The organism is Ruegeria sp. H6 (assembly GCF_056532975.1).
The window spans coordinates 527,129-551,385 of the sequence record NZ_JBQFOA010000002.1 but is presented as its reverse complement, the minus strand read 5'-3'; the positions used below and the strand labels follow the sequence as shown (position 1 = coordinate 551,385).

Annotated in this window: 25 protein-coding genes; 13 read left to right on the top strand and 12 right to left on the bottom strand. The window is 58.5% G+C overall.

The window, feature by feature from the left end; translation table 11 throughout:
* Positions 1 to 24: 24 nt before the first annotated feature.
* The 3 genes from ACR0AG_RS07440 (at position 25) to ACR0AG_RS07430 (ending at position 3,486) form a co-directional block, all read left to right on the top strand.
* Positions 25 to 555: a gamma-glutamylcyclotransferase gene (locus ACR0AG_RS07440; RefSeq protein WP_480837639.1), complete on the top strand. Its 531-nt coding sequence runs from the start codon at positions 25 to 27 to the stop codon at positions 553 to 555.
* 69 nt (positions 556 to 624) lie between these two features.
* Positions 625 to 1,803, top strand: coding sequence for a biopolymer transporter ExbB (locus ACR0AG_RS07435; protein ID WP_480837638.1), 1,179 nt, complete (start codon positions 625 to 627; stop codon positions 1,801 to 1,803).
* Between the two features lie 3 nt (positions 1,804 to 1,806).
* On the top strand, positions 1,807 to 3,486 hold the full coding sequence (locus ACR0AG_RS07430) for a peptidoglycan -binding protein (protein WP_480837637.1): 1,680 nt from the start codon (positions 1,807 to 1,809) through the stop codon (positions 3,484 to 3,486).
* Here the strand turns inward: ACR0AG_RS07430 and ACR0AG_RS07425 are convergent.
* The 3 genes from ACR0AG_RS07425 to gloB all read right to left on the bottom strand — a co-directional run bounded on the left by ACR0AG_RS07425 (position 3,483) and on the right by gloB (position 7,462).
* Positions 3,483 to 4,106 carry a DJ-1/PfpI family protein gene (locus tag ACR0AG_RS07425; protein ID WP_480837635.1) on the bottom strand — a complete coding sequence of 208 codons (624 nt, stop codon included), beginning with the start codon at positions 4,104 to 4,106 and terminating at the stop codon, positions 3,483 to 3,485. The two genes, ACR0AG_RS07430 and ACR0AG_RS07425, sit on opposite strands and share 4 nt — an antisense overlap.
* Before the next feature lie 89 nt (positions 4,107 to 4,195).
* Positions 4,196 to 6,520 (bottom strand): ATP-dependent Clp protease ATP-binding subunit ClpA, encoded by a 2,325-nt coding sequence (clpA, locus tag ACR0AG_RS07420; protein WP_480837634.1) that lies wholly within the window; start codon positions 6,518 to 6,520, stop codon positions 4,196 to 4,198.
* Between the two features lie 174 nt (positions 6,521 to 6,694).
* Positions 6,695 to 7,462 carry a hydroxyacylglutathione hydrolase gene (gene gloB / locus ACR0AG_RS07415; RefSeq protein WP_480837633.1) on the bottom strand — a complete coding sequence of 256 codons (768 nt, stop codon included), beginning with the start codon at positions 7,460 to 7,462 and terminating at the stop codon, positions 6,695 to 6,697.
* 61 nt (positions 7,463 to 7,523) lie between these two features.
* Here gloB and ACR0AG_RS07410 point away from each other — a divergent pair, with 61 nt between their 5' ends.
* The 7 genes from ACR0AG_RS07410 (at position 7,524) to ACR0AG_RS07380 (ending at position 13,882) form a co-directional block, all read left to right on the top strand.
* Positions 7,524 to 8,258: a class I SAM-dependent methyltransferase gene (locus ACR0AG_RS07410; RefSeq protein WP_480837632.1), complete on the top strand. Its 735-nt coding sequence runs from the start codon at positions 7,524 to 7,526 to the stop codon at positions 8,256 to 8,258.
* 303 nt (positions 8,259 to 8,561) lie between these two features.
* Positions 8,562 to 9,122, top strand: coding sequence for a F0F1 ATP synthase subunit delta (locus ACR0AG_RS07405; protein WP_480837631.1), 561 nt, complete (start codon positions 8,562 to 8,564; stop codon positions 9,120 to 9,122).
* Positions 9,123 to 10,661, top strand: coding sequence for a F0F1 ATP synthase subunit alpha (atpA, locus tag ACR0AG_RS07400; RefSeq protein WP_480837630.1), 1,539 nt, complete (start codon positions 9,123 to 9,125; stop codon positions 10,659 to 10,661). It abuts the gene before it with no gap.
* A 12-nt stretch (positions 10,662 to 10,673) separates the two neighbouring features.
* On the top strand, positions 10,674 to 11,549 hold the full coding sequence (locus ACR0AG_RS07395; RefSeq protein ID WP_480837628.1) for a F0F1 ATP synthase subunit gamma: 876 nt from the start codon (positions 10,674 to 10,676) through the stop codon (positions 11,547 to 11,549).
* Positions 11,550 to 11,569: 20 nt separating this feature from the next.
* On the top strand, positions 11,570 to 12,994 hold the full coding sequence (gene atpD / locus ACR0AG_RS07390) for a F0F1 ATP synthase subunit beta (RefSeq protein ID WP_480837627.1): 1,425 nt from the start codon (positions 11,570 to 11,572) through the stop codon (positions 12,992 to 12,994).
* 12 nt (positions 12,995 to 13,006) lie between these two features.
* Positions 13,007 to 13,417: a F0F1 ATP synthase subunit epsilon gene (locus ACR0AG_RS07385; RefSeq protein WP_480837626.1), complete on the top strand. Its 411-nt coding sequence runs from the start codon at positions 13,007 to 13,009 to the stop codon at positions 13,415 to 13,417.
* Positions 13,418 to 13,531: 114 nt separating this feature from the next.
* Positions 13,532 to 13,882, top strand: coding sequence for an H-type lectin domain-containing protein (locus tag ACR0AG_RS07380; RefSeq protein WP_480837625.1), 351 nt, complete (start codon positions 13,532 to 13,534; stop codon positions 13,880 to 13,882).
* A 64-nt stretch (positions 13,883 to 13,946) separates the two neighbouring features.
* On the opposite strand, the gene ACR0AG_RS07375 is transcribed toward ACR0AG_RS07380, so the two are convergent.
* Both ACR0AG_RS07375 and ACR0AG_RS07370 read right to left on the bottom strand, forming a co-directional pair.
* A complete protein-coding gene (locus ACR0AG_RS07375; RefSeq protein ID WP_480837624.1) occupies positions 13,947 to 14,603 on the bottom strand; it encodes a hypothetical protein in 657 nt (218 codons plus the stop codon).
* 174 nt (positions 14,604 to 14,777) lie between these two features.
* Complete coding sequence (locus ACR0AG_RS07370) at positions 14,778 to 15,797, bottom strand: ribose-phosphate pyrophosphokinase (RefSeq protein WP_480837623.1); 1,020 nt, start codon at positions 15,795 to 15,797, stop codon at positions 14,778 to 14,780.
* 108 nt (positions 15,798 to 15,905) lie between these two features.
* On the opposite strand from ACR0AG_RS07370, the gene ACR0AG_RS07365 reads away from it, so the two are divergent.
* Positions 15,906 to 16,502 (top strand): DsbA family protein, encoded by a 597-nt coding sequence (locus tag ACR0AG_RS07365; protein ID WP_480837622.1) that lies wholly within the window; start codon positions 15,906 to 15,908, stop codon positions 16,500 to 16,502.
* 62 nt (positions 16,503 to 16,564) lie between these two features.
* On the opposite strand, the gene ACR0AG_RS07360 is transcribed toward ACR0AG_RS07365, so the two are convergent.
* The 7 genes from ACR0AG_RS07360 to ACR0AG_RS07330 form a co-directional block, all read right to left on the bottom strand.
* A complete protein-coding gene (locus ACR0AG_RS07360; RefSeq protein WP_480837621.1) occupies positions 16,565 to 17,599 on the bottom strand; it encodes a threonine aldolase family protein in 1,035 nt (344 codons plus the stop codon).
* The gene (locus ACR0AG_RS07355; RefSeq protein WP_480837620.1) at positions 17,599 to 18,072 is read right to left on the bottom strand and encodes a YcgN family cysteine cluster protein; all 474 of its coding nucleotides are present in this window, start codon (positions 18,070 to 18,072) and stop codon (positions 17,599 to 17,601) included. Before ACR0AG_RS07355 ends, ACR0AG_RS07360 begins: the two co-directional genes overlap by 1 nt.
* Positions 18,069 to 19,001, bottom strand: a complete 933-nt coding sequence (locus tag ACR0AG_RS07350) for a bifunctional riboflavin kinase/FAD synthetase (protein WP_480837619.1) — start codon at positions 18,999 to 19,001, stop codon at positions 18,069 to 18,071. The genes ACR0AG_RS07355 and ACR0AG_RS07350 overlap by 4 nt, the downstream gene beginning before the upstream one ends.
* 63 nt (positions 19,002 to 19,064) lie before the next feature.
* A complete protein-coding gene (locus ACR0AG_RS07345) occupies positions 19,065 to 19,508 on the bottom strand; it encodes a MaoC family dehydratase (RefSeq protein WP_170571012.1) in 444 nt (147 codons plus the stop codon).
* A 101-nt stretch (positions 19,509 to 19,609) separates the two neighbouring features.
* Positions 19,610 to 20,485 carry a TIGR01459 family HAD-type hydrolase gene (locus ACR0AG_RS07340; protein WP_480837618.1) on the bottom strand — a complete coding sequence of 292 codons (876 nt, stop codon included), beginning with the start codon at positions 20,483 to 20,485 and terminating at the stop codon, positions 19,610 to 19,612.
* Between the two features lie 123 nt (positions 20,486 to 20,608).
* The gene (locus ACR0AG_RS07335; RefSeq protein WP_480837617.1) at positions 20,609 to 21,529 is read right to left on the bottom strand and encodes a manganese-dependent inorganic pyrophosphatase; all 921 of its coding nucleotides are present in this window, start codon (positions 21,527 to 21,529) and stop codon (positions 20,609 to 20,611) included.
* A gap of 86 nt (positions 21,530 to 21,615) precedes the next feature.
* Positions 21,616 to 22,908 carry a glycosyltransferase family 4 protein gene (locus tag ACR0AG_RS07330; protein WP_480837616.1) on the bottom strand — a complete coding sequence of 431 codons (1,293 nt, stop codon included), beginning with the start codon at positions 22,906 to 22,908 and terminating at the stop codon, positions 21,616 to 21,618.
* A gap of 171 nt (positions 22,909 to 23,079) precedes the next feature.
* Between ACR0AG_RS07330 and ACR0AG_RS07325 the strand changes: the two genes are divergently transcribed.
* Together ACR0AG_RS07325 and groES are read left to right on the top strand one after the other, a co-directional pair.
* A complete protein-coding gene (locus tag ACR0AG_RS07325) occupies positions 23,080 to 23,754 on the top strand; it encodes a DUF2161 domain-containing phosphodiesterase (RefSeq protein ID WP_480837615.1) in 675 nt (224 codons plus the stop codon).
* A 187-nt stretch (positions 23,755 to 23,941) separates the two neighbouring features.
* Entirely contained in the window at positions 23,942 to 24,229 is a 288-nt protein-coding gene (gene groES, locus ACR0AG_RS07320) for a co-chaperone GroES (protein ID WP_010441779.1), read from the top strand.
* The last annotated feature ends 28 nt before the right edge of the window (positions 24,230 to 24,257 follow it).

The window sequence follows — 24,257 nt, the reverse complement described above, 5'->3', positions numbered from 1 at the left end:
CGCAAACGGGCAAGGACCAGTAGAATGACGATGTGGGTTTTTGGATATGGATCGCTGTTGTGGAACCCGGGCTTTCCGATTGCGCAAAGTGAACGGGCCACATTGCACGGATATGCGCGATCCTTTTGCATGAGTTCGATCCACCACAGGGGAACCGAAGAACACCCTGGTCTGGTCCTGGCGCTAGACGAGCATGAGGGCGCGCGCTGCACCGGCATCGCCTTTGCCGTCGAACCGGGGCACGAAGAGCGCACCTTGGATGAATTGCGCGAGCGCGAGCTGATTTCCTCGGCCTATCTTGAGCGTATGCTGGATGTGCATCTGGACAGCGGCGCGGTGGTGAATGCTGTCACATATGTGATCGATCCCCACCACGTGCAGTATTGCGGGGGTATGCCGTTGGAAGAGCAGGCCCAGATCATCGCCTATGCCGTTGGCGGGCGCGGGCCGAACACGGAATACCTCTACAACACCGCCTCTCATTTGGATGAGATCGGACTGCGCGACCCCGATCTTGAGTGGTTGTCGCAACGGGTGCGGACAATTACCGCATAAACCCTTGGCGTCATCGGCAGGTTTTCGCTAGGTTCAGCGCAGAGCAGACAAAAACCGGGAACCACGCGCATGGCGCAAGTACAGCAGGGCGCGAGACCACATTTCTCGCAACCCATCCGTCAAATCCTGATGATGCTGATTGCAATCGGTTTGTCTGGCTTGGGGGTGTTTCTGGCGCTGCCCTATGTGCTGCCGGTGTTCGAAGCCAACCTGTATCTGAATGGCTTCATCTTTTTGGTTTTCATTATCGGTGTGCTGGCCTGTTTCTTTCAGGTCACTCAGCTGATTGGCTCGGTCCGCTGGATCGAGGCGTTTATCGGCGGTGTTGAGCGCGACGATACCAAACCGCCGCAATTGTTGGCACCGCTGGCCGCTTTGCTGCGTTCGCGAGGTGCGCGGTCGCATATCAGTTCCAGTTCAGGTCGGTCCATTCTGGATTCGGTGGCCGAGCGGATTGAAGAAGAACGCGAGATCACCCGCTACATCACCAATGTTCTTATCTATCTGGGCCTCTTGGGGACGTTCTTTGGACTGGCCACAACCGTTCCCGCCATTGTCGACACCATCCGCAGCCTCAACCCGCAAGAAGGCGAAGAGGGCCTGACCGTCTTTAACCGTCTGATGACGGGGCTAGAGGCGCAGTTGCAGGGTATGGGCGTCGCGTTTGGGTCGTCGCTGCTGGGTTTGGCAGGGTCGTTGATCGTTGGATTGCTTGAGTTGTTTGCAGGTCACGGGCAGAACCGCTTTTACCGTGAGCTCGAAGAATGGCTGTCTGGTATCACGCGCGTCGGCTTTGGTGGTTCCGACGAAGGCGGGGCCGAGCTGGCGGTTCTGACACCGGTGCTGGACACGATGGCCGAACAAATGGATGCGCTGCAGGACATGTTCTCAGCGCAAGAAGAGGACCGCGCCGATGTATCTGCCAAGCTGGGCCAGCTTGTGGATGTGATCGGTGACATGAACCAGCGTCAGGCCCAAAGCGAAGGTGTGACCGCGGCATTGGAACGCGTGGCTTTGGGTCAGGATGCCTTGCTGGATCACATGCGCGACCATGGCGCGGGCGAAAGCATAGATGCCGAAAGCCGGATGCGCCTCCGGTCGATGGATGTGCAGCTGCTTCGAATTCTCGAAGAAATCTCGGCCGGTCGGCAGGACAGCATGAACGAACTGCGCAAGGATTTCGAACTGTTGGTCAAGGCACTGACCTTGCCCCGTGGCGCGGTGCGCACCCCTCCGGAAGGGGACTAACGGATGGCCCTCTCCCGCCGTACAGGACAGCGTTTCCAGGGTTCGGTCTGGCCGGGATTCGTGGATGCGATGACGGGCCTTTTGATGGTCCTGACCTTTGTGCTGACCATTTTCATGGTCGTGCAGTTTGTGCTGCGCGAGACGATCTCGGGGCAAGAGGATGAACTGACCGCATTGTCCGCCGAAGTGGCAGCGCTTGCTGGCGCTTTGGGGCTGGAGGAACGGGAAAACAGCCGTTTGCAGGCGCGTTTGGGGGCCCTGAACACCACCTTGACCGAGGTTGAGGATGATCTTGTGCGCGCCCAGTTGCGGATCACCGATTTCGAAGCACAGGTTGCCACTCTTTTGGCCGATCAGGAACGCGCGCAGGGTAATATCGCAGCGCTGGAAAGCGAACGTGATGAACTGCTGAGTGAACAGGACGCGCTGAACCTTGCGCTGGCGCAAAGTCGGGATGAAATCGACGCGCAGGCCGAGGCCGCGCGCCTTGCTGCTGCCCGTCGCGAGGCGCTGGAGGCTATGGTCGCCGAACTTGAAACCAGCGACGCGGCACAATCCGCGCAGATTTCCGATCTGGAACAAAGACTGTCCGACGAAGAAGCCGCGCGTCTGGCCGAGGCTGCTGCGGCAGAAGCCCTGCGCGACCGTTTGCAAAACGCTGATGCCGAGCTGACGGCCATGACCTTGGCTCTTGAGGCACAGCGTAAAGAAGCCGAAGAAACACTGACCTTGCTGGCCGCTGCGCGCGCGGCCAAGGCCGAGCTGGAACGGCAATTTGGCGAAATCAACGCCGAAGAGTTGGAAGCGCGATTGCAAGCCGCACTTGAGGCGCAGCAGTTGGCACAAGCGGATGCGGATGAGCAAAAGTCGCTGGCCGAAGAACGCGCCGCGCTGTTGGCGTTGGCGCAGGATGCGTTGGCCTCGGAACAGGAAACCTCGACCGAGGCGCAGCGTCAAACCGCTTTGCTAAACCAACAGATGTCCGCTTTGCGCAGTCAGCTTGGGTCGTTGCAGGCATTGCTGGATGATTATGAGACACGCAACGAAGCCGCGGAAATTCAGATACAGACACTTGGGCAGGACTTGAACGCCGCCCTCGCCCGGGCGGCCTCGGAAGAACGCCGCCGTCGCCTGCTTGAAGAGGCCGAGCGCCTGCGTCTGGAAGCCGAGGCCGAGGCGCTGCAAGGGCAGAACCAGGAACTGACCGAGCAGGCCGAAGACCTGGAACGCTACCGGTCCGAGTTCTTTGGCAGGCTGCGTGACGTGCTGGGCGATCAGGAGGGCGTGCGCATCGAAGGCGACCGCTTTGTGTTCTCGTCCGAGGTTTTGTTTGACACCGGATCGGCTGATTTGTCGGTTGAGGGTCAGTTGGAGGTCGCGAAAGTTGCCAATATCCTGCGCAGCGTCGCGGCGGAGATACCCGATGGGTTGAACTGGGTCATCCGGGTGGATGGTCACACGGACAACGTGCCGCTGGCCGGATCCGGGCGCTATCGCGACAATTGGGAGCTGAGCCAGGGCCGCGCGCTGTCGGTGGTCCGATATCTGGTCGACGGTCTTGGCATCCCACCATCACGCCTTGCCGCCAACGGGTTTGGTGAGTTCCAACCTGTCAATCCGGCCGATACGCCCGAAGCCCGAGCCCAGAACAGACGGATCGAGTTGAAGCTGACCGAACGCTAAGCATTCGCACCGTCGGTCAGACCGTGAATGCGGGCAAACGGGTCGAAGGTCTTGTCTTCGTGCCAGGAGTATTCACACCAGGTGGCGACTTTTCGGGCCGTGGCATCCCCATGCATCAATGTGATGGCCCCAAGCGCCATGTCCATGCCGGCGGACACTCCGGATGATGTCAGGAACGGGCCATCTTCTACCCATCTTGCCTGCGAAACCCAATTAACGCCGGGCCCTTGTTCGCAAACCCAGGCAAAAGCGGCTTTGTTGGTTGTAGCACGACGGCGATCCAACACCCCTGCCTTTGCCAGCAAAGCACTACCGGTACAGACGCTAAGAGTGTATTCAGCCGTGTTTGACTGGCCGGCAATCCATTCCAGCAGGCGAAGATTGTTGACTTCACGCCGTGTCCCAGAACCACCGGGAACGAAGAGAATGTCATAGTTTGGGGCGGAGTCGATGCAACGTTCGGCGACAGCTTGAATGTGTTGATTGCTTTGCACCGCACCTTTTGTTTCGGCAACGAGCTCAAGGTGGTAGTCGTCTGTAAGCAGGCCAAACATTTCCAGTGGGCCAAATACATCCAGCAACTCGAACCCAGGGAAGATCAACGCTCCGATCTTTCTCATGCGGCACCTCTTTTGAGTTGTACTTTACCACTAAAAAAGCGCCCGCAAACCGAAGTTGACGGGCGCCCTTGATCGTGAATATGCCGGGTTTAGTCCGCGGTCAAAAGCGGAGGCTTGTCGCCCGGAATGCGCGGCTGATCCGGTCCCAGAATTTCAAGGTTCAGCTCGCCTTTCTTGACCGAAACGCGGACCACGCCGCCTTTGGCGAGTTTGCCGAACAAAAGCTCTTCGGCCAGAGGTTTCTTGATGTGCTCCTGAATGACACGGCCCAGCGGACGTGCACCCATCTTGTCATCATAACCTTTGTCAGCCAGCCATTCGGCGGCCTTGGGCGTCAGATCGATGGTGACGTTGCGATCCAACAGCTGCGCTTCCAGCTGCAGGACGAACTTTTCGACCACCTGCAAGATGACCTGTTTCGGCAGCGGCGCGAACGAGATCACGGCGTCCAGACGGTTGCGGAACTCCGGCGTGAACATGCGTTCAATCGCGGCGGTGTCTTCGCCTTCGCGACGGTCACGGGCAAAGCCGATGGCGGCCTTGGCCTGTTCCTGCGCGCCCGCGTTCGAGGTCATGATCAGAACCACGTTGCGGAAGTTTACCGTGCGGCCGTTGTGATCGGTCAGTTCGCCATGGTCCATCACCTGCAACAGGATGTTGAACACGTCCGGGTGCGCTTTTTCGATCTCGTCCAGCAGCAGCACGCAATGGGGATGCTGATCAACGCCGTCGGTCAGCAGACCGCCCTGATCAAATCCTACATAACCCGGAGGCGCGCCGATCAGACGGGAAACCGCGTGTTTCTCCATGTACTCCGACATATCAAAGCGCAGCAGTTCCACACCCAGCGTATCCGCCAGCTGTTTGGCGACCTCGGTTTTACCCACACCGGTCGGACCGGCGAACAGGTAGTTGCCGATGGGCTTTTCAGGCTCACGCAATCCAGCACGGGCCAGTTTGATCGCGCTCGATAGCGCCTCGATCGCTTCGTCCTGACCAAACACCACCCGTTTCAGCGAGGCTTCGAGGTCTTTCAGAACCTCGGCATCGTCCTTGGTGACGTTCTTGGGCGGGATCCGCGCGATCTTGGCCACGACGGCTTCGATCTCTTTGACGCCGATGGTCTTGCGCCGTTTGCTTTCGGCAACCAGATGCTGCGCGGCGCCGGCTTCATCGATCACGTCGATGGCCTTGTCGGGCAGCTTGCGGTCATTGATATAGCGCGCGGCCAACTCAACAGCAGTCTTGATCGCGTCGGCGGTGTATTTGATCTCGTGATGTTCCTCGAAATACGGCTTGAGGCCGCGCAGGATCTTCACGCTATCCTCGACCGAAGGCTCATTCACGTCGATTTTCTGGAACCGTCGGCTGAGCGCGCGGTCCTTTTCGAAATGTTGACGGAATTCCTTGTACGTGGTCGAGCCCATGGTGCGCAGCTTGCCGCCCTGCAAGGCAGGTTTTAGCAGGTTGGAGGCATCCATTGCACCGCCCGAGGTTGCCCCGGCACCGATCACGGTGTGAATTTCATCGATGAACAGAACCGCGTCGGGATGATCTTCCAACTCGGTCACAACGGCCTTCAGGCGTTCTTCGAAGTCACCGCGATAGCGGGTGCCTGCAAGCAGCGCCCCCATATCCAGCGAATAGATGGTGGTTTCCGACAGAACATCCGGCGCTTCACCGGCCACGATCTTATGGGCCAGACCTTCGGCGATGGCGGTTTTGCCAACGCCCGGATCACCCACCAACAGGGGGTTGTTCTTGCGGCGGCGGCACAGCACCTGAATGCAGCGCTCAACCTCGGCGGCGCGTCCAATCAGGGGATCAACGTCGCCCGCCCGCGATTTGGCGTTCAGGTCGACGCAGTATTTCCCCAGCGCGCTTTCCTTCTGCTCGGAGTCGGTGCTGGAGGTTTGTGCTTCGTCTTCAACCTCATCCGCGCCGGTAACCGGGCGATTTTCGCCATAGGCGGGGTCCTTTGCCACGCCATGTGCGATGAAATTCACCGCGTCATAGCGGGTCATATCCTGTTCTTGCAGGAAGTAAGCGGCATTGCTCTCGCGCTCGGCGAAGATCGCGACCAGCACGTTGGCGCCCGTTACTTCGGTGCGACCCGAGCTTTGGACATGGATGGCTGCGCGCTGAATGACGCGCTGGAAAGCAGCGGTTGGCACCGCCTCCGATCCGTCGATGTCTGTCACCAGGTTCGACAGATCCTCGTCGATGAATTCCACGAGTGTGCTGCGAAGCTCATCCAGATCGACGCTGCACGCTTTCATCACCCGGATCGCATCGGGTTCTTCCAAAAGCGCCAGTAGCAAATGCTCCAGCGTTGCAAATTCATGCCGCCGTTCATTCGCAGCCGCCAGGGCCGCGTGAATGGCTTGTTCAAGTGTGCTCGAGAATGAAGGCACGCGGGTGCTCCTCTATCTTGGGTCGGAAGGGGGGCAGGTTTCGGCCGGATCCCCATCCCAACCATGTCCTCATAGTATTAGAGTTTGGTTGATCGTGGCCCGGCTTCAAGGGTTTTCTTTCACTTCGTCGTCACATTTGTTGTGACCGTGACCGTGAAGAGGCCCAAATAGGCATCAGAAACTGTCTTTTCTAGATCGGATCTCGGCAAAAACCGACGCCGGGTCTGCGTTTTCCATGCCCAGATGCGCCTGAATCGCCGGATCGGCAGCGCGAAGGAACGGATTTGTGGCTTTTTCCAACGCCAGAGACGAGGGCACGGTCGGCTGCCCCGCAGCGCGCGCCTGCTCGATCTCGGCCATACGGTCTTTCAGCGCGCTATTGTCCGGGTCGACGGTGATCGCAAATTTCGCGTTGGACTGTGTGTATTCATGGCCGGAATAGACGATTGTTTCGTCCGGCAAGGCCGCCAGTTTGCTGAGTGAGTCCCACATTTGTGGCGCGGTGCCTTCAAACAGGCGCCCGCATCCAAGCGCCATGAGGCTGTCGGCGGTGAAAACTGCATGGCTGTTTGGCATGTAAAACGCCACATGCCCGACCGTGTGGCCTGAAACGTCGATCACTTGGACGGGTTCACCACCAATCTGAAAACTGTCGCCCTCGGACACCTGTTGATCCAGCGGGGGCAGGCGATGCGCATCAGCGGCGGCGCCGATGACTTTGGCGGGGTGCTGGGCGAGTATGTCCGCCAACCCCTCTACATGATCCCAATGATGATGTGTCAGCAACACATGCGTCAGGCGCCATCCCTTGTCGCTTAACACCTTGAGAATCGGTGCCGCTTCGGGCGCGTCGATCAGGGCGGTTTCACCGCTGCCTGCATCATGCGCAAGAAAGGCATAGTTATCGCTGAGGCAGGGAATTGTGACGATTTCAAGAGGCATGGTCTTTTGCCCTTTCGTTGCTAGACTGCGCCCAGCTAAGCCGATTGACCGGGTGTCCGCAATGCATCTTGATGTGCAGGATCTTAGGAATTTTTATTATCGCAGCACCCTGGGGCGTGCGGCTCAGGCGGCCATTCGTGGGCGGGTCACCGGCCTGTGGCCCGAAGCCAAGGGGCAGACGGTTGCGGGATTCGGTTTCGCCGTGCCCTTGCTGCGTCCTTACCTTGCCGAGGCACGGCGCGTGATTGGCCTGATGCCGGGCCCGCAAGGCGTGATGCCATGGCCCGCTGGCATGCCCAATGTGTCGGTTCTGACCGAGGAAACCCAATGGCCCATTGAAACCGGGCATGTCGACAAGCTGGTGGTGATGCACGGGCTGGAAACTTCGGAACGGCCTGCACAATTGCTGGACGAGTGTTGGCGTGTGCTGGGCCCCGGCGGACGGGTTTTGTTTGTGGTGCCAAACCGGGCAGGGCTTTGGTCCCGGTCGGACAGGACGCCCTTTGGGTTTGGGCGGCCTTATTCCGCAAGCCAGTTGGAAAGCCAGCTGCGCGCGCATCATTTTGTGCCCGAAAATCACTGCTCGGCGCTGTATCTGCCGCCGACGTACCGACGGTTTTGGCTGAAATCCGGCAACCTGATCGAAAAGACGGGCCAGAGGCTGCCCACGGTCATGGCAGGCGGGGTGCTGATGGTCGAGGCCAGCAAACTGGTCCGTCCCCCAAGCGGAAGCGTCACCAAAGACGCGGCAAAGCGGCCGATCAAGGCGTTGGATGGTTTGCTGAAGCCCGCGTAGCGATTTGAGCCCTTTTTCAGCGGAAAAATTGCGGGAAATTGGCCACAGGAATCGCAAAAACCTGCAATTTGGTAACATTTTTCACCGTGCTCAACTGATCCAAAGGGTCGCAGTTGGGTTAAGTCTATGTAATTGCAGGATTTGTGGATATTTCTGCCGCCACTATATTATGTTGCTAGGTCCGTTCACCTCTGCTACATCCCCGGTGATTTTGATCCCCGGCCTTCTGGACGGGGTTTCTTCACGCCCCCGGGGTAGCTGCCGCAACGCGAATTCGGGGCCCAAAATATCGGAAGGGTGGACGTGTCCGAACCAGCTTCGATTTCCACAGGCATTGCCGAGCGCTATGCCACCGCGATCTTTGAGATCGCCAAAGAGAACAAGGACCTTGCAGGTCTGGAAACCGGCATCAACGATTTGGCAGCAGCCTTGGGCGACAGCGCCGAGCTGCGCGACCTGATCGCTTCGCCGCTGGTTTCACGCGCCGAGCAAGAAGGTGCGATCACTGCAATCGCTGCTAAGATGGGGTTGAACCCCATCCTGCAGAACACACTGGGTCTGATGGCGCAGAAACGCCGCCTGTTTGTTGTGCCGCAATTGGTGCAGGTGCTGCGCGATATGCTGGCCGAAGAGCGTGGCGAAGTGACCGCCGATGTCGCCTCGGCCAAGGCGCTGACCAAGACACAACTGGATAAACTGTCCAAAACGCTGTCCGAGCGTGTGGGCAAGACGGTGACAATCAATGCGACCGTGGATGAAAGCCTCATCGGCGGTCTTGTCGTTAAAGTGGGCTCGAAAATGATCGACAGCTCGATCCGTTCGAAGCTCAACTCCCTACAGAATGCAATGAAAGAGGTCGGATAAATGGGAATCCAAGCTGCAGAGATTTCTGCAATCCTGAAGGACCAGATCAAGAATTTTGGTCAGGAAGCCGAAGTGGCCGAGATCGGCCGCGTGCTGAGCGTCGGTGACGGGATTGCCCGTGTATACGGCCTGGACAACGTGCAAGCGGGTGAAATGGTCGAATTCCCCGGCGGCATCATGGGTATGGCCCTGAACCTGGAAAGCGACAACGTGGGTGTCGTTATCTTCGGTTCTGACCGTGACATCAAAGAAGGTGACACCGTCAAGCGCACCAACTCGATCGTGGACGTTCCAATCGGCGACGAACTGCTGGGCCGCGTTGTGGACGGTCTGGGCAACCCGCTGGACGGCAAAGGCCCGATCAACGCGTCGAAGCGTGGCGTTGCAGACGTCAAAGCCCCGGGCATCATTCCGCGTAAATCGGTGCACGAACCGATGGCAACCGGCCTGAAATCGGTTGACGCGATGATCCCGATTGGCCGTGGCCAGCGGGAGCTGATCATTGGTGACCGTCAGACCGGTAAAACCGCTGTGGCTCTGGACACCATCCTGAACCAGAAAGTCTATAACGACGCAGCAGGCGACGACGAATCGAAGAAACTGTACTGCATCTATGTGGCTGTTGGTCAGAAGCGTTCGACCGTTGCGCAGCTGGTGAAGAAGCTGGAAGAGTCCGGTGCGATTGAATACTCGATCGTCGTAGCCGCGACCGCGTCCGACCCAGCCCCGATGCAGTTCCTGGCGCCTTACTCGGCAACCGCGATGGCCGAATACTTCCGCGACAATGGCCGTCACGCGCTGATCATCTATGATGACCTGTCGAAGCAGGCCGTTTCGTATCGTCAGATGTCCCTGCTGCTGCGCCGCCCGCCCGGACGTGAAGCCTATCCGGGTGACGTTTTCTACCTCCACTCGCGTCTGCTGGAGCGTTCGGCGAAGCTGAACGAAGACTTCGGCGCAGGCTCGCTGACCGCTCTGCCGGTTATCGAAACCCAGGGTGGTGACGTTTCGGCCTTTATTCCGACCAACGTGATCTCGATCACCGATGGTCAGATCTTCCTGGAAACCGAACTGTTCTATCAGGGCATCCGTCCTGCTGTGAACACCGGTCTGTCGGTTTCGCGTGTGGGCTCCTCGGCTCAGACCGATGCGATGAAATCGGTTGCTGGCCCGGTGAAACTGGAGCTGGCGCAGTACCGCGAAATGGCGGCCTTTGCGCAGTTCGGTTCGGACCTTGACGCCGCGACGCAGCAGCTGCTGAACCGTGGCGCGCGTCTGACCGAGCTGATGAAACAGCCGCAGTATTCGCCACTGACCAACGCGGAAATCGTCTGCGTGATCTTCGCAGGCACCAACGGCTACCTCGACAAGATCGACGTGTCCGACGTTGGCCGCTATGAGGCCGGTCTGCTGTCGCACCTGCGCGGCAAGCATGCTGACCTGCTGGAATGGATCACCGACGAAGATCCCAAGGTCAAAGGTGACGCGGCAGACAAGATCAAGGCAGCGATCGACGAATACGCCGCGACCTTCGCGTAACGGGGGGTTCCGATGCCTAGTCTGAAGGACCTTAAAAACAGGATCGAGTCGGTCAAATCGACCCGCAAGATCACCAAGGCCATGCAGATGGTCGCGGCCGCAAAACTGCGCCGCGCCCAGGAATCTGCCGAAGCCTCGCGCCCCTATGCCGAGCGGTTCAATGCCGTGATGGCGGGGCTGGCGGCTTCGGTCGGGGGCAGCGACAGCGCCCCCAAGCTGCTCCGGGGTACGGGCAGTGATGATGTCCATCTGCTGGTTGTCATGACAGCTGAACGCGGCCTGTGTGGCGGCTTCAACGCGAACATCGCCAAGCTGGCCCGCGCCAAAGCGGACGAGCTGCGCGGCAAAGGCAAGACGGTCAAGGTTCTGACCGTTGGTAAAAAAGGTCGCGACGCACTTAAGCGCGACTTTGCCGATCTGTTCGTTGGACATATCGACCTGAGCGAGGTCAAGCGCATTGGTTACACCAACGCGCAGGACATCGCCAAGGACATCCTGTCCCGCTTTGACGGGGCTGAGTTCGATGTTGCCACGATCTTCTACTCGAAGTTTGTCAACGTCGTGACCCAGATCCCGACGGCACAGCAGGTCATCCCCGCCTCATTCGAGGAAGCCGAGGGTGACGACAGCGGTGCCATTTTCGATTACGAGCCCAGCGAAGAGGCCATTCTGGCCGACCTGCTGCCCAAGGGGGTTGCGACCGCGATCTTCTCGGCTCTGCTCGAAAACGGAGCGTCTGAACAGGGTGCACGGATGTCCGCGATGGACAACGCGACACGCAACGCGGGTGAGATGATCGACAAGCTGACGATCCAGTTCAACCGCTCGCGTCAGGCCGTGATCACCAACGAGCTGATTGAAATTATTTCCGGCGCCGAAGCGCTGTAGAGACATACCGGAGACGAAACATGGCGAATGCAAAAGGCAAAGTCACACAGATCATCGGGGCCGTCGTTGACGTGCACTTCGAAGATCAGCTGCCTGAAATTCTGAACGCGCTGGAAACCACCAACAACGGCAAACGCCTGGTGTTGGAAGTGGCTCAGCACCTGGGTGAAAACACCGTCCGTACCATCGCGATGGACGCGACCGAAGGTCTGGTTCGCGGCGAAGCCGTCACCGACACCGGTTCTCCGATCTCGGTTCCGGTTGGCAACGCCACGCTGGGCCGCATCCTGAACGTGGTCGGCGAGCCGATCGACGAAAAGGGCCCGGTTGAAGCGACCGAAGCCCGCGCGATCCACCAGCCCGCACCCGAGTTCGACGAACAGTCGACCGAGTCAGAAATTCTGGTCACCGGCATCAAGGTTGTTGACCTGCTGGCCCCCTACGCCAAGGGTGGTAAAATCGGCCTGTTCGGCGGTGCTGGCGTTGGCAAAACCGTTCTGATCATGGAACTCATCAACAACATCGCAAAAGTGCACTCGGGCTTTTCCGTGTTCGCGGGTGTTGGTGAACGGACTCGTGAAGGGAACGACCTGTACCACGAGATGATCGAATCGAACGTGATCAAGCCTGACAATCTGTCGGAATCACAGGTTGCGCTGGTTTACGGTCAGATGAACGAACCTCCCGGAGCGCGTGCGCGTGTTGCTCTGACCGGTCTGACATTAGCCGAGCAGTTCCGCGACCAATCCGGGACCGACGTTCTGTTCTTCGTCGACAACATCTTCCGCTTCACGCAAGCGGGCTCCGAGGTTTCGGCTCTGCTGGGTCGTATTCCTTCGGCGGTGGGCTACCAGCCGACACTGGCCACCGACATGGGCGCCCTGCAGGAACGCATCACCTCGACCAAGTCGGGCTCGATCACATCCGTGCAGGCCATCTATGTTCCTGCGGACGACTTGACCGACCCCGCGCCGGCAACCTCGTTTGCGCACCTGGATGCGACCACCGTTCTGAACCGTGCGATCTCGGAAAAGGGCATCTACCCGGCTGTTGACCCGCTCGACTCGTCGTCGCGTCTGCTGGACCCGGCCATCGTTGGGGAAGAGCATTACGGCGTTGCGACCGACGTTCAGCAGATTCTCCAGCGCTACAAGTCGCTGCAGGACATCATCGCCATCCTCGGCATGGACGAACTGTCGGAAGAAGACAAACTGACCGTGGCCCGTGCCCGTAAGATCGAACGCTTCCTGTCGCAGCCGTTCGACGTGGCCGAGGTTTTCACCGGCTCGCCAGGCGTTCAGGTTCCTCTGGACGTGACTATCGCTTCGTTCAAAGCTGTTGTGGCTGGCGAATACGATCACCTGCCCGAAGCGGCCTTCCTGATGGTTGGCGGCATCGACGAAGTGATCGCCAAAGCGGAAAAGATGGCCGCAGAAGCCGCCTAAGGAGTATCCCTGATGGCAAACACGATGCAATTCGACCTTGTCAGCCCCGAGCGGAGCCTTGCTTCGCTTGAGGCCAGCGCGGTCCAGCTTCCCGGCGCGGACGGGGACATGACGGCGATGCCTGATCATGCCCCCACCATCACCACGCTGCGCCCCGGCCTGTTGAAGGTTGAGGCACCCGAAGGGTCCAGCGAATACCTGGTCACCGGCGGGTTTGCCCAGATCAATGGCGACAGCCTGTCGGTGCTGGCCGAAAAGGCCATTCCGGTTGCCGAAGTGACCCGCTCGCATCTGGACGAGATGATCGCCGAAGCGCGTGCGTCGCACGAAGCGGCCAAAGGCGGCGATGATCAAACCATCGTCGATGATGCCGCCAAGCTTCTGGCTGACATGGAAGCCCTTGGCACGCATATGAGCCTGTAAGGCCCTAGCGCAAAGAAATTTGAACGGCCTCGCAGTTGCGGGGCCGTTTTTTTTGTCGTGATTTTGCAGGGGGCGGGGGGTAAGGTTCTAGAATACAAAGAAAATGACGATAGTATGAGAAGTTTTATTTCGCACCCAATTGGCATCGACCAGGGCGAGACCGTGATGTTTTCCGAGTTTGCCGATGGCGGTGAGATGTGGACCGGCGAAGGTCCGCGGGAAAGGCGGTCTGCAATAACCTTCAGTCAACCTTTCAGGTCGGAGCCTGTTGTTCAGATTGGCGTGTCACTGTGGGATGTGGATACATCTTCGGCCCTGCGCGCCGAAATCATGGCCCAGGATATCACGCCAGAGGGGTTCAACGCCGTATTTCGCACATGGTCCGACACGCGCATCGCCCGTATTCGTGTAACATGGACCGCCATCGGCGAAGTGGCCCATGAAGATGATTGGGACATTTCGTGAGGTAGCTGCCAAAGTATCTCGGCATCCAAATTCGGATGTTGTTCGGACCGTTCAGGTCACCTGCTCATTGCACCTTGGCTACGAACGCATTCCAGTCCTGAAAATCAACGCCCAGGCCGTAAACTGCGCCATACGCCAAAGCTGCGCCGAAGATAAAATAGACCAACACATAGCCCATGCCCCGGCCACGCCGCAAAAGCCCGATCAGCCCGAACACCAGCGCGACGATCAGCAGCGAGGTCGCGATGCGGACGCTTTCTTCGGCGAAGAGACGCGCGGCCTCGGTGTTGTAGGCCGATGAGGCCTCGGCCATCAGCATGCAGAGGCACGAGACCCCGCCCAAAACCAGACCGATCAGCGAAAACAGCAGGCGCGCGGCCTCTGACGGTTTGCGCTTTTCTACGGCTTTCGGGGCGCGGCGGGGCTTTGAACCGGTCAATGACCGCAAAAGCATGCTGATCCCGATCAGCGCAAGGATAAGCCCGCCCGCGCCAAATCCCAGGGCCATTCCCATTTCGCCATTGTCGCGAAGCGTCTCATAGTTCTCGTTGGCGTATTGCACCGCCTTGCCGCCGGTCACGGTTAGAACCGCCGATGTCGCGAGCGAGATGAGGCGACCGCCGCCCGAAGCCTTTGCCGAGGATTTGGATCGTCTTGACGCCTGCACAGCCGCGTTGGCCTGAATACGTTGCACTCTGTCTTGGAAATTCGCGTTGGCCATTTGAAGACTTCACCCAAATCAAAAACTATTCGTCAACGCAATGTTGCGAATAAAAGAGGTGAAACTGCGGCGGCATTAAGAAACCTGAGTGGTCAATGACCCGTCAGGATGTCATAGCAAAGGCGTGAGCCCATTCAAACGAATTAGAGGGCCGGCTGCGGGCCCTCCTGCGCGTCAGTCCATATGATAGAGCGACTCGTAGATCGGTGTCAGCGTTTTGTCTTCGAACAAGGATGACACGCTGGTGCCGTTCCAGATGTTCAAAATCGCCTGCGTAAAGATCGGCGCGGTCGGTACAATGCGGATGTTCTTGGCCGCTGCGACCTCTGGTGTGGGCTGAATCGTGTCCGACAACACCAGCGATTTCATGACCGAATTGGTAACGCGTTCAACCGCAGGGCCGCTCATGACGCCGTGGGTGATATAGGAATGGACTTCCTTGGCCCCATTGTCGACCAGAACCTGCGCGGCTTTGCACAGCGTCCCCGCGGTGTCGCAAATGTCGTCGATGATCAGGCAGATCTTGTCTTTGACATCGCCGATCACGGTCATTTCAGCCACTTCACCGGCTTTTTCACGGCGTTTGTCGACAATCGACAGCGGCGCGCCGATCCGTTTCGCCAACTCACGCGCCCGGGCAACCCCGCCGACGTCCGGCGAGACAACCATGATTTCATCCATCTGGTTCTTGAACTGCGTTTTCACATCCAGCGCAAAGATCGGCGAAGCATAGAGGTTGTCCACCGGCATATCGAAAAAGCCCTGAATCTGCGCCGCGTGCAGGTCCATTGTCAGGATACGCTCAATTCCCGCACCGGTCAGCATGTTGGCCACCAGCTTGGCGCTGATCGGCGTGCGGGCCTTGGTGCGACGGTCCTGACGGGCATAACCGAAATAGGGGATCACGGCGGTGATGCGCGCCGCAGACGACCGGCGCAACGCGTCAGCGATGATCAGCAGCTCCATCAGATTGTCATTGGCAGGGTTCGAGGTCGGCTGGATGATGAACATATCCTCACCCCGGACATTTTCGAACACTTCGACGAAAATCTCGCCATCGTTAAAGCGTTCGACGCGCGCGTCGACCAGACCCTGATCGACACCGCGATGCAGGCTCATCCGGCGTGCGATTGTTTCGGCTAATGGAAGATTGGCGTTCCCAGCGATAAGCTTGGGTTCGTGAAGTGTCGGCATCGGCTGATTATCCCCGGGCAGCAATGGCAATGTGACAGATTCGTGATGTTGACACCGCTTAGCATGGCCTTACCGTCCCGCATAGATAACGCAGCGGAGAAAATACAGATGACCCAGATTGACTACTTTTTTGCGACACTGTCCCCCTTCACCTATCTTGCCGGAACGCGGTTGGAGGACGTGGCGGCAAAGCACGGGGCAACCATCAATTACAAACCGCTGGACATCATGGGCCTGTTTGGCCGCACCGGGGGAACACCGCCCAAGGACCGGCACATCTCGCGCATCGAATATCGTTTGCAAGAGCTTCAGCGCCAGTCCAAGACCCTTGGGATGCCGCTGAACCTGAAGCCTGCACATTGGCCCACAAACGCAGCGCCGTCGTCATACGCAATCATCGCTGCCGCACAGGACGGTTCGGGTGATCTGGGTGCGCTGTGCCATTCGTTCCTGCGCGCCTGCTGGGCCGAAGAAAAGGACATTGCGGATGATGCGGTCATCCGGGAGTGCCTCGAAAAGGCGGGTTTTGACCCCAACCTGGCCGATAGCGGTCTGTTGACCGGTGCCGAAACCTATGCAGCCAACCTGGAGGAGGCTGTGGACAAAGGCGTGTTCGGAGCTCCGTTCTATGTCACCGAAGACGGCCAGCGGTTCTGGGGGCAGGACAGGCTGGACGATCTGGACCGGCACCTGAGCACTCTCTAGCCTGATCCGCCAGCCACGTCTGGTTCAAATTGCCATGGTGGGGGGCTGTGCCCCCCGAACCGCTAAAGCAAAGCCAGAAACTGGTCGATCTGCTGATTGGTGATCGACCAGTCGCAAACCAGTCGGCAGGTCAGCATCTCAGCCGCGTCGTCGCCCTCCAGACTGCCGCTCCACAGATGATATTGCGCACCGGCGTCATGCAGGCGCTGATGTGTTTTGCGCGGCAGATCCGCAAAGATCATGTTGGCCTGCGGTTCGTGTGCAAAAGCTGCCCCTGCTGCGCGTAACCCCTCGGCCAGCCGGGCGCAGCTGGCGTTGGCCTGTCGTGCGGATCGCAACCACAGATCGTCGCGCAGATAGGCCGCCATTTGGGCCGACAGGTAGCGATGCTTGGAAAACAGATGCGCCCCGCGTTTGCGCCGCAGTTCGAATTCCCAGGCCTTGGTCTCGTCAAAGAAGACAACCGCCTCGACGCCCATCAGGCCATTCTTGGTCCCGCCAAAGCTCACCGCATCCACACCGGATTTCCAGGTCATATCCGCCGGGGAACAATTCAGTGCAACCAGCGCATTGGTAAAGCGCGCTCCGTCCATGTGAACCGGCAAACCGAATTCCTTGGCAACACCACAGAGCGCTTGCAGTTCCTCAAGCGTATAAACCGAACCGCGTTCGGTCACTTGAGTGATCGAAACCGGGCCGCGCTGAGGGCCATGTACGCCGCGTGTCTCTTCCCCCTCGATGGATCCACGCAACGCATCGGGTGTCATCTTGTCGCCGCCCGGAACGAGGGTCAGCTTTGCACCGATGTAGAATTCGGGCGCATTGCATTCATCCTCATGGATATGCGCGTGCGGCGAACAGAAAATGGTCTCCCAGGGGTTGGACAGCGTCGCCAAAGCCAGCGAATTCGCGGCGGTGCCCGTTGCCACCAGATATACGGCGGCACCGGGCGCTTCGAATATGCCGCGAATACGGTCACGCACTTCGTTCATCAGACTGTCGGCACCATAGGCCATCTGATAGCCTTGGTTGGCCTCGGTCAGTGCGGCCAGAACCTCGGGGTGGACGGGCCCGGAATTGTCAGAGGCAAAATGCATCAGCTCGGCTCCTCAATGATGTAGTCTTCCCATTCTTCCATGGGGGTTTCGAACTCGGAAACGGTGCGGCCCTGGACCGATACGCCAGCGGCGTGAACGCTTTCCGGTGTACCTGATATCAATGGGTGCCAGTCGTAAAGGGGCTTTCCCTCCCACAGCAGGCGGTAGGCGCAGGTTTGCGGCAGCCAATAGGCGTGGTCGTCGATATTGTCGGGCGTCATGACGATGCACTCGGGCACGAATTGGTGCCGGATGTCGTACTGGGTGCAGCGGCAGCTCTCATCATCCAGCAGGCGGCAGGCCACACAGGTCAGGGCAACCTCACCGGTGTCTTCGTCTTCAAGCTTGTTGAGGCAACATTTGCCGCATCCGTCACACAGGGCTTCCCATTCGCGCTGGTTCATCTTGCGCAGGGCTTTACGCTCCCAAAAACGCGGGGGAAGGCCCGCCCGATCGATTGGGTCCTTTTTCATAGCGCGGTCAGAATCTCGCGGGCCTGATCGCAGTCGGATGTCATCTGGGCGATCAGCGCTTCGAGCCCGTCAAACTTGAGTTCGGGCCGCAAGTAATCGACCAGCCCCACCGAAAGGGTCGCGCCATAAAGGTCGCCGGAAAAATCGAACAAGAAGGTTTCGATGTTCGGAACCTCTCCGTTGAACATCGGGCGCGTGCCGATCGAGGCGGCACCGAGGTAATTGCCCTGATGCGGGCCGTCCAGAACATCGACCAGAACCGCATAGACGCCAAATCGGGGCGGGTGCAGCCCTTCGATTGACATATTGGCCGTTGGGAACCCCAACTCTCGCCCACGCTGTTCGCCCCCAACAACCTCGCCTTCGATGCGGTGCCAGTGGCCCAGCATCGCCGCCGCGTCACGCGGGCGTCCATCGCTGAGCGCGGAACGGATAGCGGTCGAGGATACCACATTTTCGGAACGTTCCATGAGGGGGGCGATGGTGACGCCAAAGCCCATGTCCCGACCGAATTTCACAAGGTCATCTGCTGTGCCAATGCGGCCTTTGCCAAAGCAGAAATCGGCCCCAACCACCACATGCGACAGTCCTAACCCGTCACAAATGACGTTTCGCGCAAATTCTTCCGGGGTCAATCCGGCAAGGGCTGCATTGAAAGGCAGCTCATAGAGCTTCTTGACCCCCAGTTTTTCAAGCCTGTGCGCCCGTGTGTTGCCACGCATCAGGCGAAAAGGCGGAGTGTCTGGTGCAAAATACTCGCGCGGATGCGGTTCGAACGTCAGCACGCCCAAAGGCGCGTTCGGGGCTGCATTGCGGGCAAGGTCGATGACCGACCGATGGCCCACATGAACACCGTCGAAATTCCCGATGGCCACGCTGGCCCCGCGATCCTCAGGCTCGACAAACTGGAAGTCCCGGATAATCTGCATACCGCTTGCCTAGCTGGACTGGCAGACAGGTTCAAGCGGCTGGTATGCGGTGATCTGGAAAGGTCAGTCGAACTTACGTGACGGCGCCAGCACCATGGCCTCGCCCACCAGGACGTTCTTGCCGTCCACCGCGCATTTGCAATCCAGTTTGACCCGGCGTTTCGCGAAATCGATATCGACCACCGTGACCTCGGCATGGACCATGTCGCCCGGGCGCACGGGGGCGAGAAACTTCAGCGATTGCCCCATATAGACGGTTCCATGCCCGGGCAGCTGTTCACCAATCACGGCCGAGATCAGGCCAGCGGTCAGCATCCCATGCGCGATGCGTCCACCAAAGATCGTGTCGCGGGCATAGTCGTCATCCAGGTGAACGGGGTTTCGGTCGGTCGAAACCTCGGCAAACATCTCTATGTCCTGATCCGTCACCACTTTGCGCAGGTGGCGGCTCATGCCCATCTCGATGTCTTCGATACAGATCGTTCCGCGCGGCAGGTTGTCCAACATGGTGCCCTCAATTCAGATTGTGAGAGCAACAAAAAACCAAGAATCGGCCCTCATGGGTAGCTTTATTACTTTGCGAGTGCAGAAAATCAAGCCTTTATTGGCTAGCGCAATCGTCCGATCGAGAAGGTCGGATTGATCTTTTCCTTTTCGTTATGGGACCTTAGGGCATCTTCATCGGGGTGATGCGACGTTTTGGTCTCGGCCGCTGCAAGGCCGCCGGTTATGAAAAGCGAGTCGATGCCTTCGCCCATCGCCCCGGCAATGTCCGTCTGTGGGCCGTCACCGATGGCCAGAATCTCCGAGTCGCTGACATCCGCGCCAAGTTCCTGCAGTCTGCGCCGCGCCAGATCGTAGATCGGCGGATGGGGTTTGCCGAAATACAGGCTCTTGCCACCCATCTCGGTATAAAGTCGCGCCAGCGCACCGGCGCACCATTCCCGTACCTCGCCACGGTCGACGACAATATCGGGATTGGCGCATAGCAGCTTTAGGCCTTTTTGCTTGGCAAACAGAAACTCGGGCCGGTTCACTGCCGGATCAGCCATCGGATCGAACGGGCCGCAGCAAACGATGCCTTCGGCCTCGTCCAGGGGCACACGCTCGATCTGGATCGGGTGGTGCAGAAGTTTGAGAGGTTCGAAAAACCCGGCGTCGCGCTTCCATTCGCCCATGAAATAGACCTTATGGCCCACAGCCCCCTGATACATGGCCGACCGCGCCGAATCGCCGCTGGTTGCGATTGTGTCATAGGCATCCGCAGGCACCGCGAAATCGGTCAGTTGTACGGATACACCGGCCCGGGGTTTCGGCGAGTTCGTCACCAGGACAACATAGCCGCCCTTGCTGCGATAGGCTTGCAGTGCGGCGACGGCTTCGGGGTAGGCGGTGATCCCATTGTGAACGCAGCCCCAGAGGTCAACGAACAGCGCCTTGTAGCGATCCGAGATGTCAGCGAGCGTTGAGATGATTTGGGTCATGGGTCCCTCATGTGGCGCGGGAAAACGGGTTGGCTCAAGCCTATGGCAGAGCGTTTCCCGTTTGGCCAGAGGGAGCGTTGCCAAGAAAAAAGGCGCCCGCTTTGGGGCGCCCTTCCTATCGGGTCAGACCTTGAGGTTGGGGATGATCTGCTTCTTCCGGCTCATGATGCCGGGCAAGACGACACTGTCACAATCGACAGTTGCGCCAAAGCTTTTCTCCGCGACACTTTTGACGAGATCGTTGGGCACCAGCAGGGTGGCTTCTTCGTTCAGGATGTCGACAACAAACAACAGAACCTGATCAACGCCGTCTTCGCGCGCCACATCGACCATGGACGCAGCAAGGCTGTCCTTGCGGTCCAGCACAACGCCGGGCGCCGTGGTTTCCAGAACCGAGACGCGGAACTTGGTGCCGTCGACTTCGTATTCCTTGCTGTCCATCCGCAGAAGCTCGGCGTCCGAGAACGAGGACACATCGGATTTGGCCGCAAACATGTCCGCCGCATAAGACGCGATGTCGAGGCCAAGATCGGTGGCCAGATTCTCGGCCACGGCACGGTCATGCGCCGTGGTGGTAGGCGAGCGGAATTCGAGTGTGTCCGACAGGATGCAGGTCAGGGCGGCACCTTTGACGGCCTCGGGCATCTTGGCGATATCATCGCCGATCAGATCGATCATGATCGTCGCCGTGCAGGCCAATGGCCGCACGGTGATGTCGATCGGGCCTTTGGTTTCCAGGCCGCCGACCAGCTTGTGGTGATCAATGATGGCACGGATATCGGCGCTGTTGATGCTTGCGGGCAATTCTGCCGGGTTATTGGTGTCAACGATGACAACCGGCGCGTCTTCGGCCACATCGCCGATGATCTGAGGTTTGGTCAGATCCCAGCGTTCCAGCATAAAGGCAGCTTCGGTGTTGGGTTCACCCAGCAACACCGGCTTGGCATCTTCACCTTTGATTTCGTTCAGATACCAGGCCCAGAGAATAGGCGATCCGGTCGAGTCGGTGTCGGGCGATTTGTGGCCAAAAACGAGAATGGTCATGTGCGTGATCCTAGGTAAATCGAGTTTGGGCCGCTTCTATTCCACACTCTGCGCAACTGCACGTGTTTTTTGGAGGCTGCTGAACTTTAGAATTCGAACGTAGGTTTGTCGCCGGCTGGGGACAAAACCCATTCATAGACACTCAGAACCTGGCGGGCCTTGGCTGTCCAGGTATATAGTTTTTCCACACGATCAACTGCAGCGCGTGAGACCTCGTGCAAGATTTGGGGTTTGTCGCAAAGCTCGGTTAGCTGGTTTCTCAAGGCTTCGATGATTTCTTCACGATTTCCCAGAGGCAGGCGATAGCCCGTCTTATCTGTGACCAGTTCTGAAGGGCCGGCATAGTCAACGACCACTGGGACCACGCCCAAAGCCATCGCCTCAAGAACAACGCCCCCGCCGAATTCACGTACAGAGGGGAAGGCGAGAACCGAACATTTCGACATGATGTTTTGAACGGATTTGTGCTCTAGCCATCCATGAAAACTTATCTGATCACTAACGCCCTGCGACGCTGCAAGAGATTTCAGACGTTCCAGCATTGGGCCGTCGCCTATCATATCCAGCGTCAGTCTACCTTTGCTCAAAAGGGGAAGCGCTGCCTCGACCACCATATCCGGTCCTTTGTACGGTACAAATCGGCCGACGAAACAAGCGCGCAACGGAAGCTTGTCCGAGGGTGAGGTGGTCTTATTGAATCGGTCGGTATCTACCGCATTTTCCGGGATATAGACGGTCCGGGGGAGGATCGCCTGGGGCAACTCCGCTCTGGTGCTGTGTGAACCGGCAATTATTGCTGATGACGAGTTCAGAGATTTGCCTCTTCCAGGCAGGTATTTGTAGGCGGACCTGACATATGAAAGCCATTCTCTTTCACTGAGCCTTTCCTTTGAAAAGCCCGGTGGCCAAGCTACGCCACCGTTTATCGGCCCAGCAACAAAAGGAATATGATGCTGTTTGCACCAACCCGCAATTGGGCTTGTTGCCGTTGGTGAAAGCGGCGTAATTCTGTGCACCAGGTCAAATTCGCAGGCTCGAATGCGGTCACCAAACAGGTGCCACAGTTTCCTTTCAAAAAAGGGATAGGTTAGGGATTGAATCGCTGACACCATTGTCCAGCCTCGATTCTCGCCCATTCTTAGGACCTGAGCCAATTTGAAGGCCGGCGCAGCCAACGCCTCGGTGTCGATAGCGGTAAAGTCTTTGCCTTCCGTCAATCCTGCGCGCAGAAAGGCATCGCGATTGCGAATTTGAGTCACAATGTGCGCATCGGTTTCCTTTTGGATTGCACGAGCCAGCGACCAGCCAATCAGTGGAACACTGACCCACTCTGGATTGGCGGCTTCTGCGATCAGAAGTGGGCGAATGTTCTTCTTCAAATTTGCTCTGACCTCAACAAAAATCTATAGGGGAGTTCTATCTGGGTTCATTGAATCAAGAAACTTGGACTTTGGCAAATCCCTTGAACGCACTGCAGGAAAATTGGATTTGGGGCATCGGCATTCAGGGCGGATAGACCGGGACAAAAACGTGACATAGACTTTTGGGTGATGAACCGCGAACAAGACCTCTATCCTCCCGTCAAGGCGTTGCTCGAACGTCAGGGGTACCTCGTGAAGGGCGAAGTGGGTGCAGCTGACGTTGTTGCCATGCGGCCCGGCGAGGATCCAGTCATTGTCGAGTTGAAACTACGGTTCTCGCTTGCGCTGTTTCATCAGGCAATTGCTCGGCTGAAAGTGACGGATCGGGTCTATATCGCGGTGTGCAAGCCAAAAGGGCGTAGTGCCCGGCGTGCGTTGCGCGATAATCTAGCGATGTGCCGTCGGTTGGGGCTGGGGTTGATCACGGTTCGCCCGGACGGTCGGGCCGAGGTGCATTGTGACCCCGGCCCCTATGCCCCCCGAAAGACCAAGGCCAAAGCGGCGCGTTTGTTGCGTGAGTTTGACCGCCTGGAGGGAGATCCGAACGCGGGCGGGGCGACGCGGCATGGGATTGTTACGGCCTATCGGCAGGATGCGTTGAAATGCGCCGCGCATCTGGCTGAACACGGTGCGACCAAAGGGGCCGAGGTTGCCGGCGCGACCGGTGTGCCTGGGGCCACTCGGCTGATGCGGGACAATCACTATGGATGGTTCGACAAGGTGGAAAAGGGTGTCTATGCCCTGTCTGACGCGGGCTCTGAGGGATTGAAACACTGGGCCTACAGTTGGGAAAGCACGGATTAAGACCTGCCCTTCTTGCCACCTGGTCGTGTGTCCCGCTCTGGGTTAAAGAAAATTCTTCACAGCTTGTTGACTCGCCCCACCGCACCCCCTAGCTATGCGTCGTTATCACTCGGATGACCCGAGTGCTAACGCCTCGCCAACAGGCGAGGGGAGGATAAACAAACTTTGAGCCCAAGGAGCTGCAAAGATGGCATTGAAACCGCTTCATGACCGTGTGCTGGTCCGTCGCGTTGAAAGCGAAGAGAAAACCGCAGGCGGCCTGATCATTCCTGACAGCGCGAAAGAAAAACCCAGCGAAGGCGAGGTTGTTGCAACCGGTGAAGGCGCGCGCAAGGACAGCGGCGAACTGATCGCAATGGCTGTAAAAGCTGGCGACAAGATCCTGTTCGGCAAATGGTCGGGCACCGAGGTCCAGGTCAACGGCGAAGAGCTGCTGATGATGAAAGAAAGCGACATCATGGGGATCATCGAGTAAGCCGCGCGCTTCACTCTGATCTTCATCT

What these genes read in the sequence shown, in the direction of transcription:
- ACR0AG_RS07440 (WP_480837639.1), top strand. Translation starts at nt 25, where the DNA reads ATGACGATGTGGGTTTTTGGATATGGATCGCTGTTGTGGAACCCGGGC.
- ACR0AG_RS07435 (WP_480837638.1), top strand. Translation starts at nt 625, where the DNA reads ATGGCGCAAGTACAGCAGGGCGCGAGACCACATTTCTCGCAACCCATC.
- ACR0AG_RS07430 (WP_480837637.1), top strand. Translation starts at nt 1,807, where the DNA reads ATGGCCCTCTCCCGCCGTACAGGACAGCGTTTCCAGGGTTCGGTCTGG.
- ACR0AG_RS07425 (WP_480837635.1), bottom strand. Translation starts at nt 4,106, where the DNA reads ATGAGAAAGATCGGAGCGTTGATCTTCCCTGGGTTCGAGTTGCTGGAT.
- gloB (WP_480837633.1), bottom strand. Translation starts at nt 7,462, where the DNA reads ATGCCTCTTGAAATCGTCACAATTCCCTGCCTCAGCGATAACTATGCC.
- ACR0AG_RS07410 (WP_480837632.1), top strand. Translation starts at nt 7,524, where the DNA reads ATGCATCTTGATGTGCAGGATCTTAGGAATTTTTATTATCGCAGCACC.
- atpA (WP_480837630.1), top strand. Translation starts at nt 9,123, where the DNA reads ATGGGAATCCAAGCTGCAGAGATTTCTGCAATCCTGAAGGACCAGATC.
- ACR0AG_RS07395 (WP_480837628.1), top strand. Translation starts at nt 10,674, where the DNA reads ATGCCTAGTCTGAAGGACCTTAAAAACAGGATCGAGTCGGTCAAATCG.
- atpD (WP_480837627.1), top strand. Translation starts at nt 11,570, where the DNA reads ATGGCGAATGCAAAAGGCAAAGTCACACAGATCATCGGGGCCGTCGTT.
- ACR0AG_RS07385 (WP_480837626.1), top strand. Translation starts at nt 13,007, where the DNA reads ATGGCAAACACGATGCAATTCGACCTTGTCAGCCCCGAGCGGAGCCTT.
- ACR0AG_RS07380 (WP_480837625.1), top strand. Translation starts at nt 13,532, where the DNA reads ATGAGAAGTTTTATTTCGCACCCAATTGGCATCGACCAGGGCGAGACC.
- ACR0AG_RS07375 (WP_480837624.1), bottom strand. Translation starts at nt 14,603, where the DNA reads ATGGCCAACGCGAATTTCCAAGACAGAGTGCAACGTATTCAGGCCAAC.
- ACR0AG_RS07370 (WP_480837623.1), bottom strand. Translation starts at nt 15,797, where the DNA reads ATGCCGACACTTCACGAACCCAAGCTTATCGCTGGGAACGCCAATCTT.
- ACR0AG_RS07365 (WP_480837622.1), top strand. Translation starts at nt 15,906, where the DNA reads ATGACCCAGATTGACTACTTTTTTGCGACACTGTCCCCCTTCACCTAT.
- ACR0AG_RS07360 (WP_480837621.1), bottom strand. Translation starts at nt 17,599, where the DNA reads ATGCATTTTGCCTCTGACAATTCCGGGCCCGTCCACCCCGAGGTTCTG.
- ACR0AG_RS07355 (WP_480837620.1), bottom strand. Translation starts at nt 18,072, where the DNA reads ATGAAAAAGGACCCAATCGATCGGGCGGGCCTTCCCCCGCGTTTTTGG.
- ACR0AG_RS07350 (WP_480837619.1), bottom strand. Translation starts at nt 19,001, where the DNA reads ATGCAGATTATCCGGGACTTCCAGTTTGTCGAGCCTGAGGATCGCGGG.
- ACR0AG_RS07345 (WP_170571012.1), bottom strand. Translation starts at nt 19,508, where the DNA reads ATGTTGGACAACCTGCCGCGCGGAACGATCTGTATCGAAGACATCGAG.
- ACR0AG_RS07340 (WP_480837618.1), bottom strand. Translation starts at nt 20,485, where the DNA reads ATGACCCAAATCATCTCAACGCTCGCTGACATCTCGGATCGCTACAAG.
- ACR0AG_RS07335 (WP_480837617.1), bottom strand. Translation starts at nt 21,529, where the DNA reads ATGACCATTCTCGTTTTTGGCCACAAATCGCCCGACACCGACTCGACC.
- ACR0AG_RS07325 (WP_480837615.1), top strand. Translation starts at nt 23,080, where the DNA reads ATGAACCGCGAACAAGACCTCTATCCTCCCGTCAAGGCGTTGCTCGAA.
- groES (WP_010441779.1), top strand. Translation starts at nt 23,942, where the DNA reads ATGGCATTGAAACCGCTTCATGACCGTGTGCTGGTCCGTCGCGTTGAA.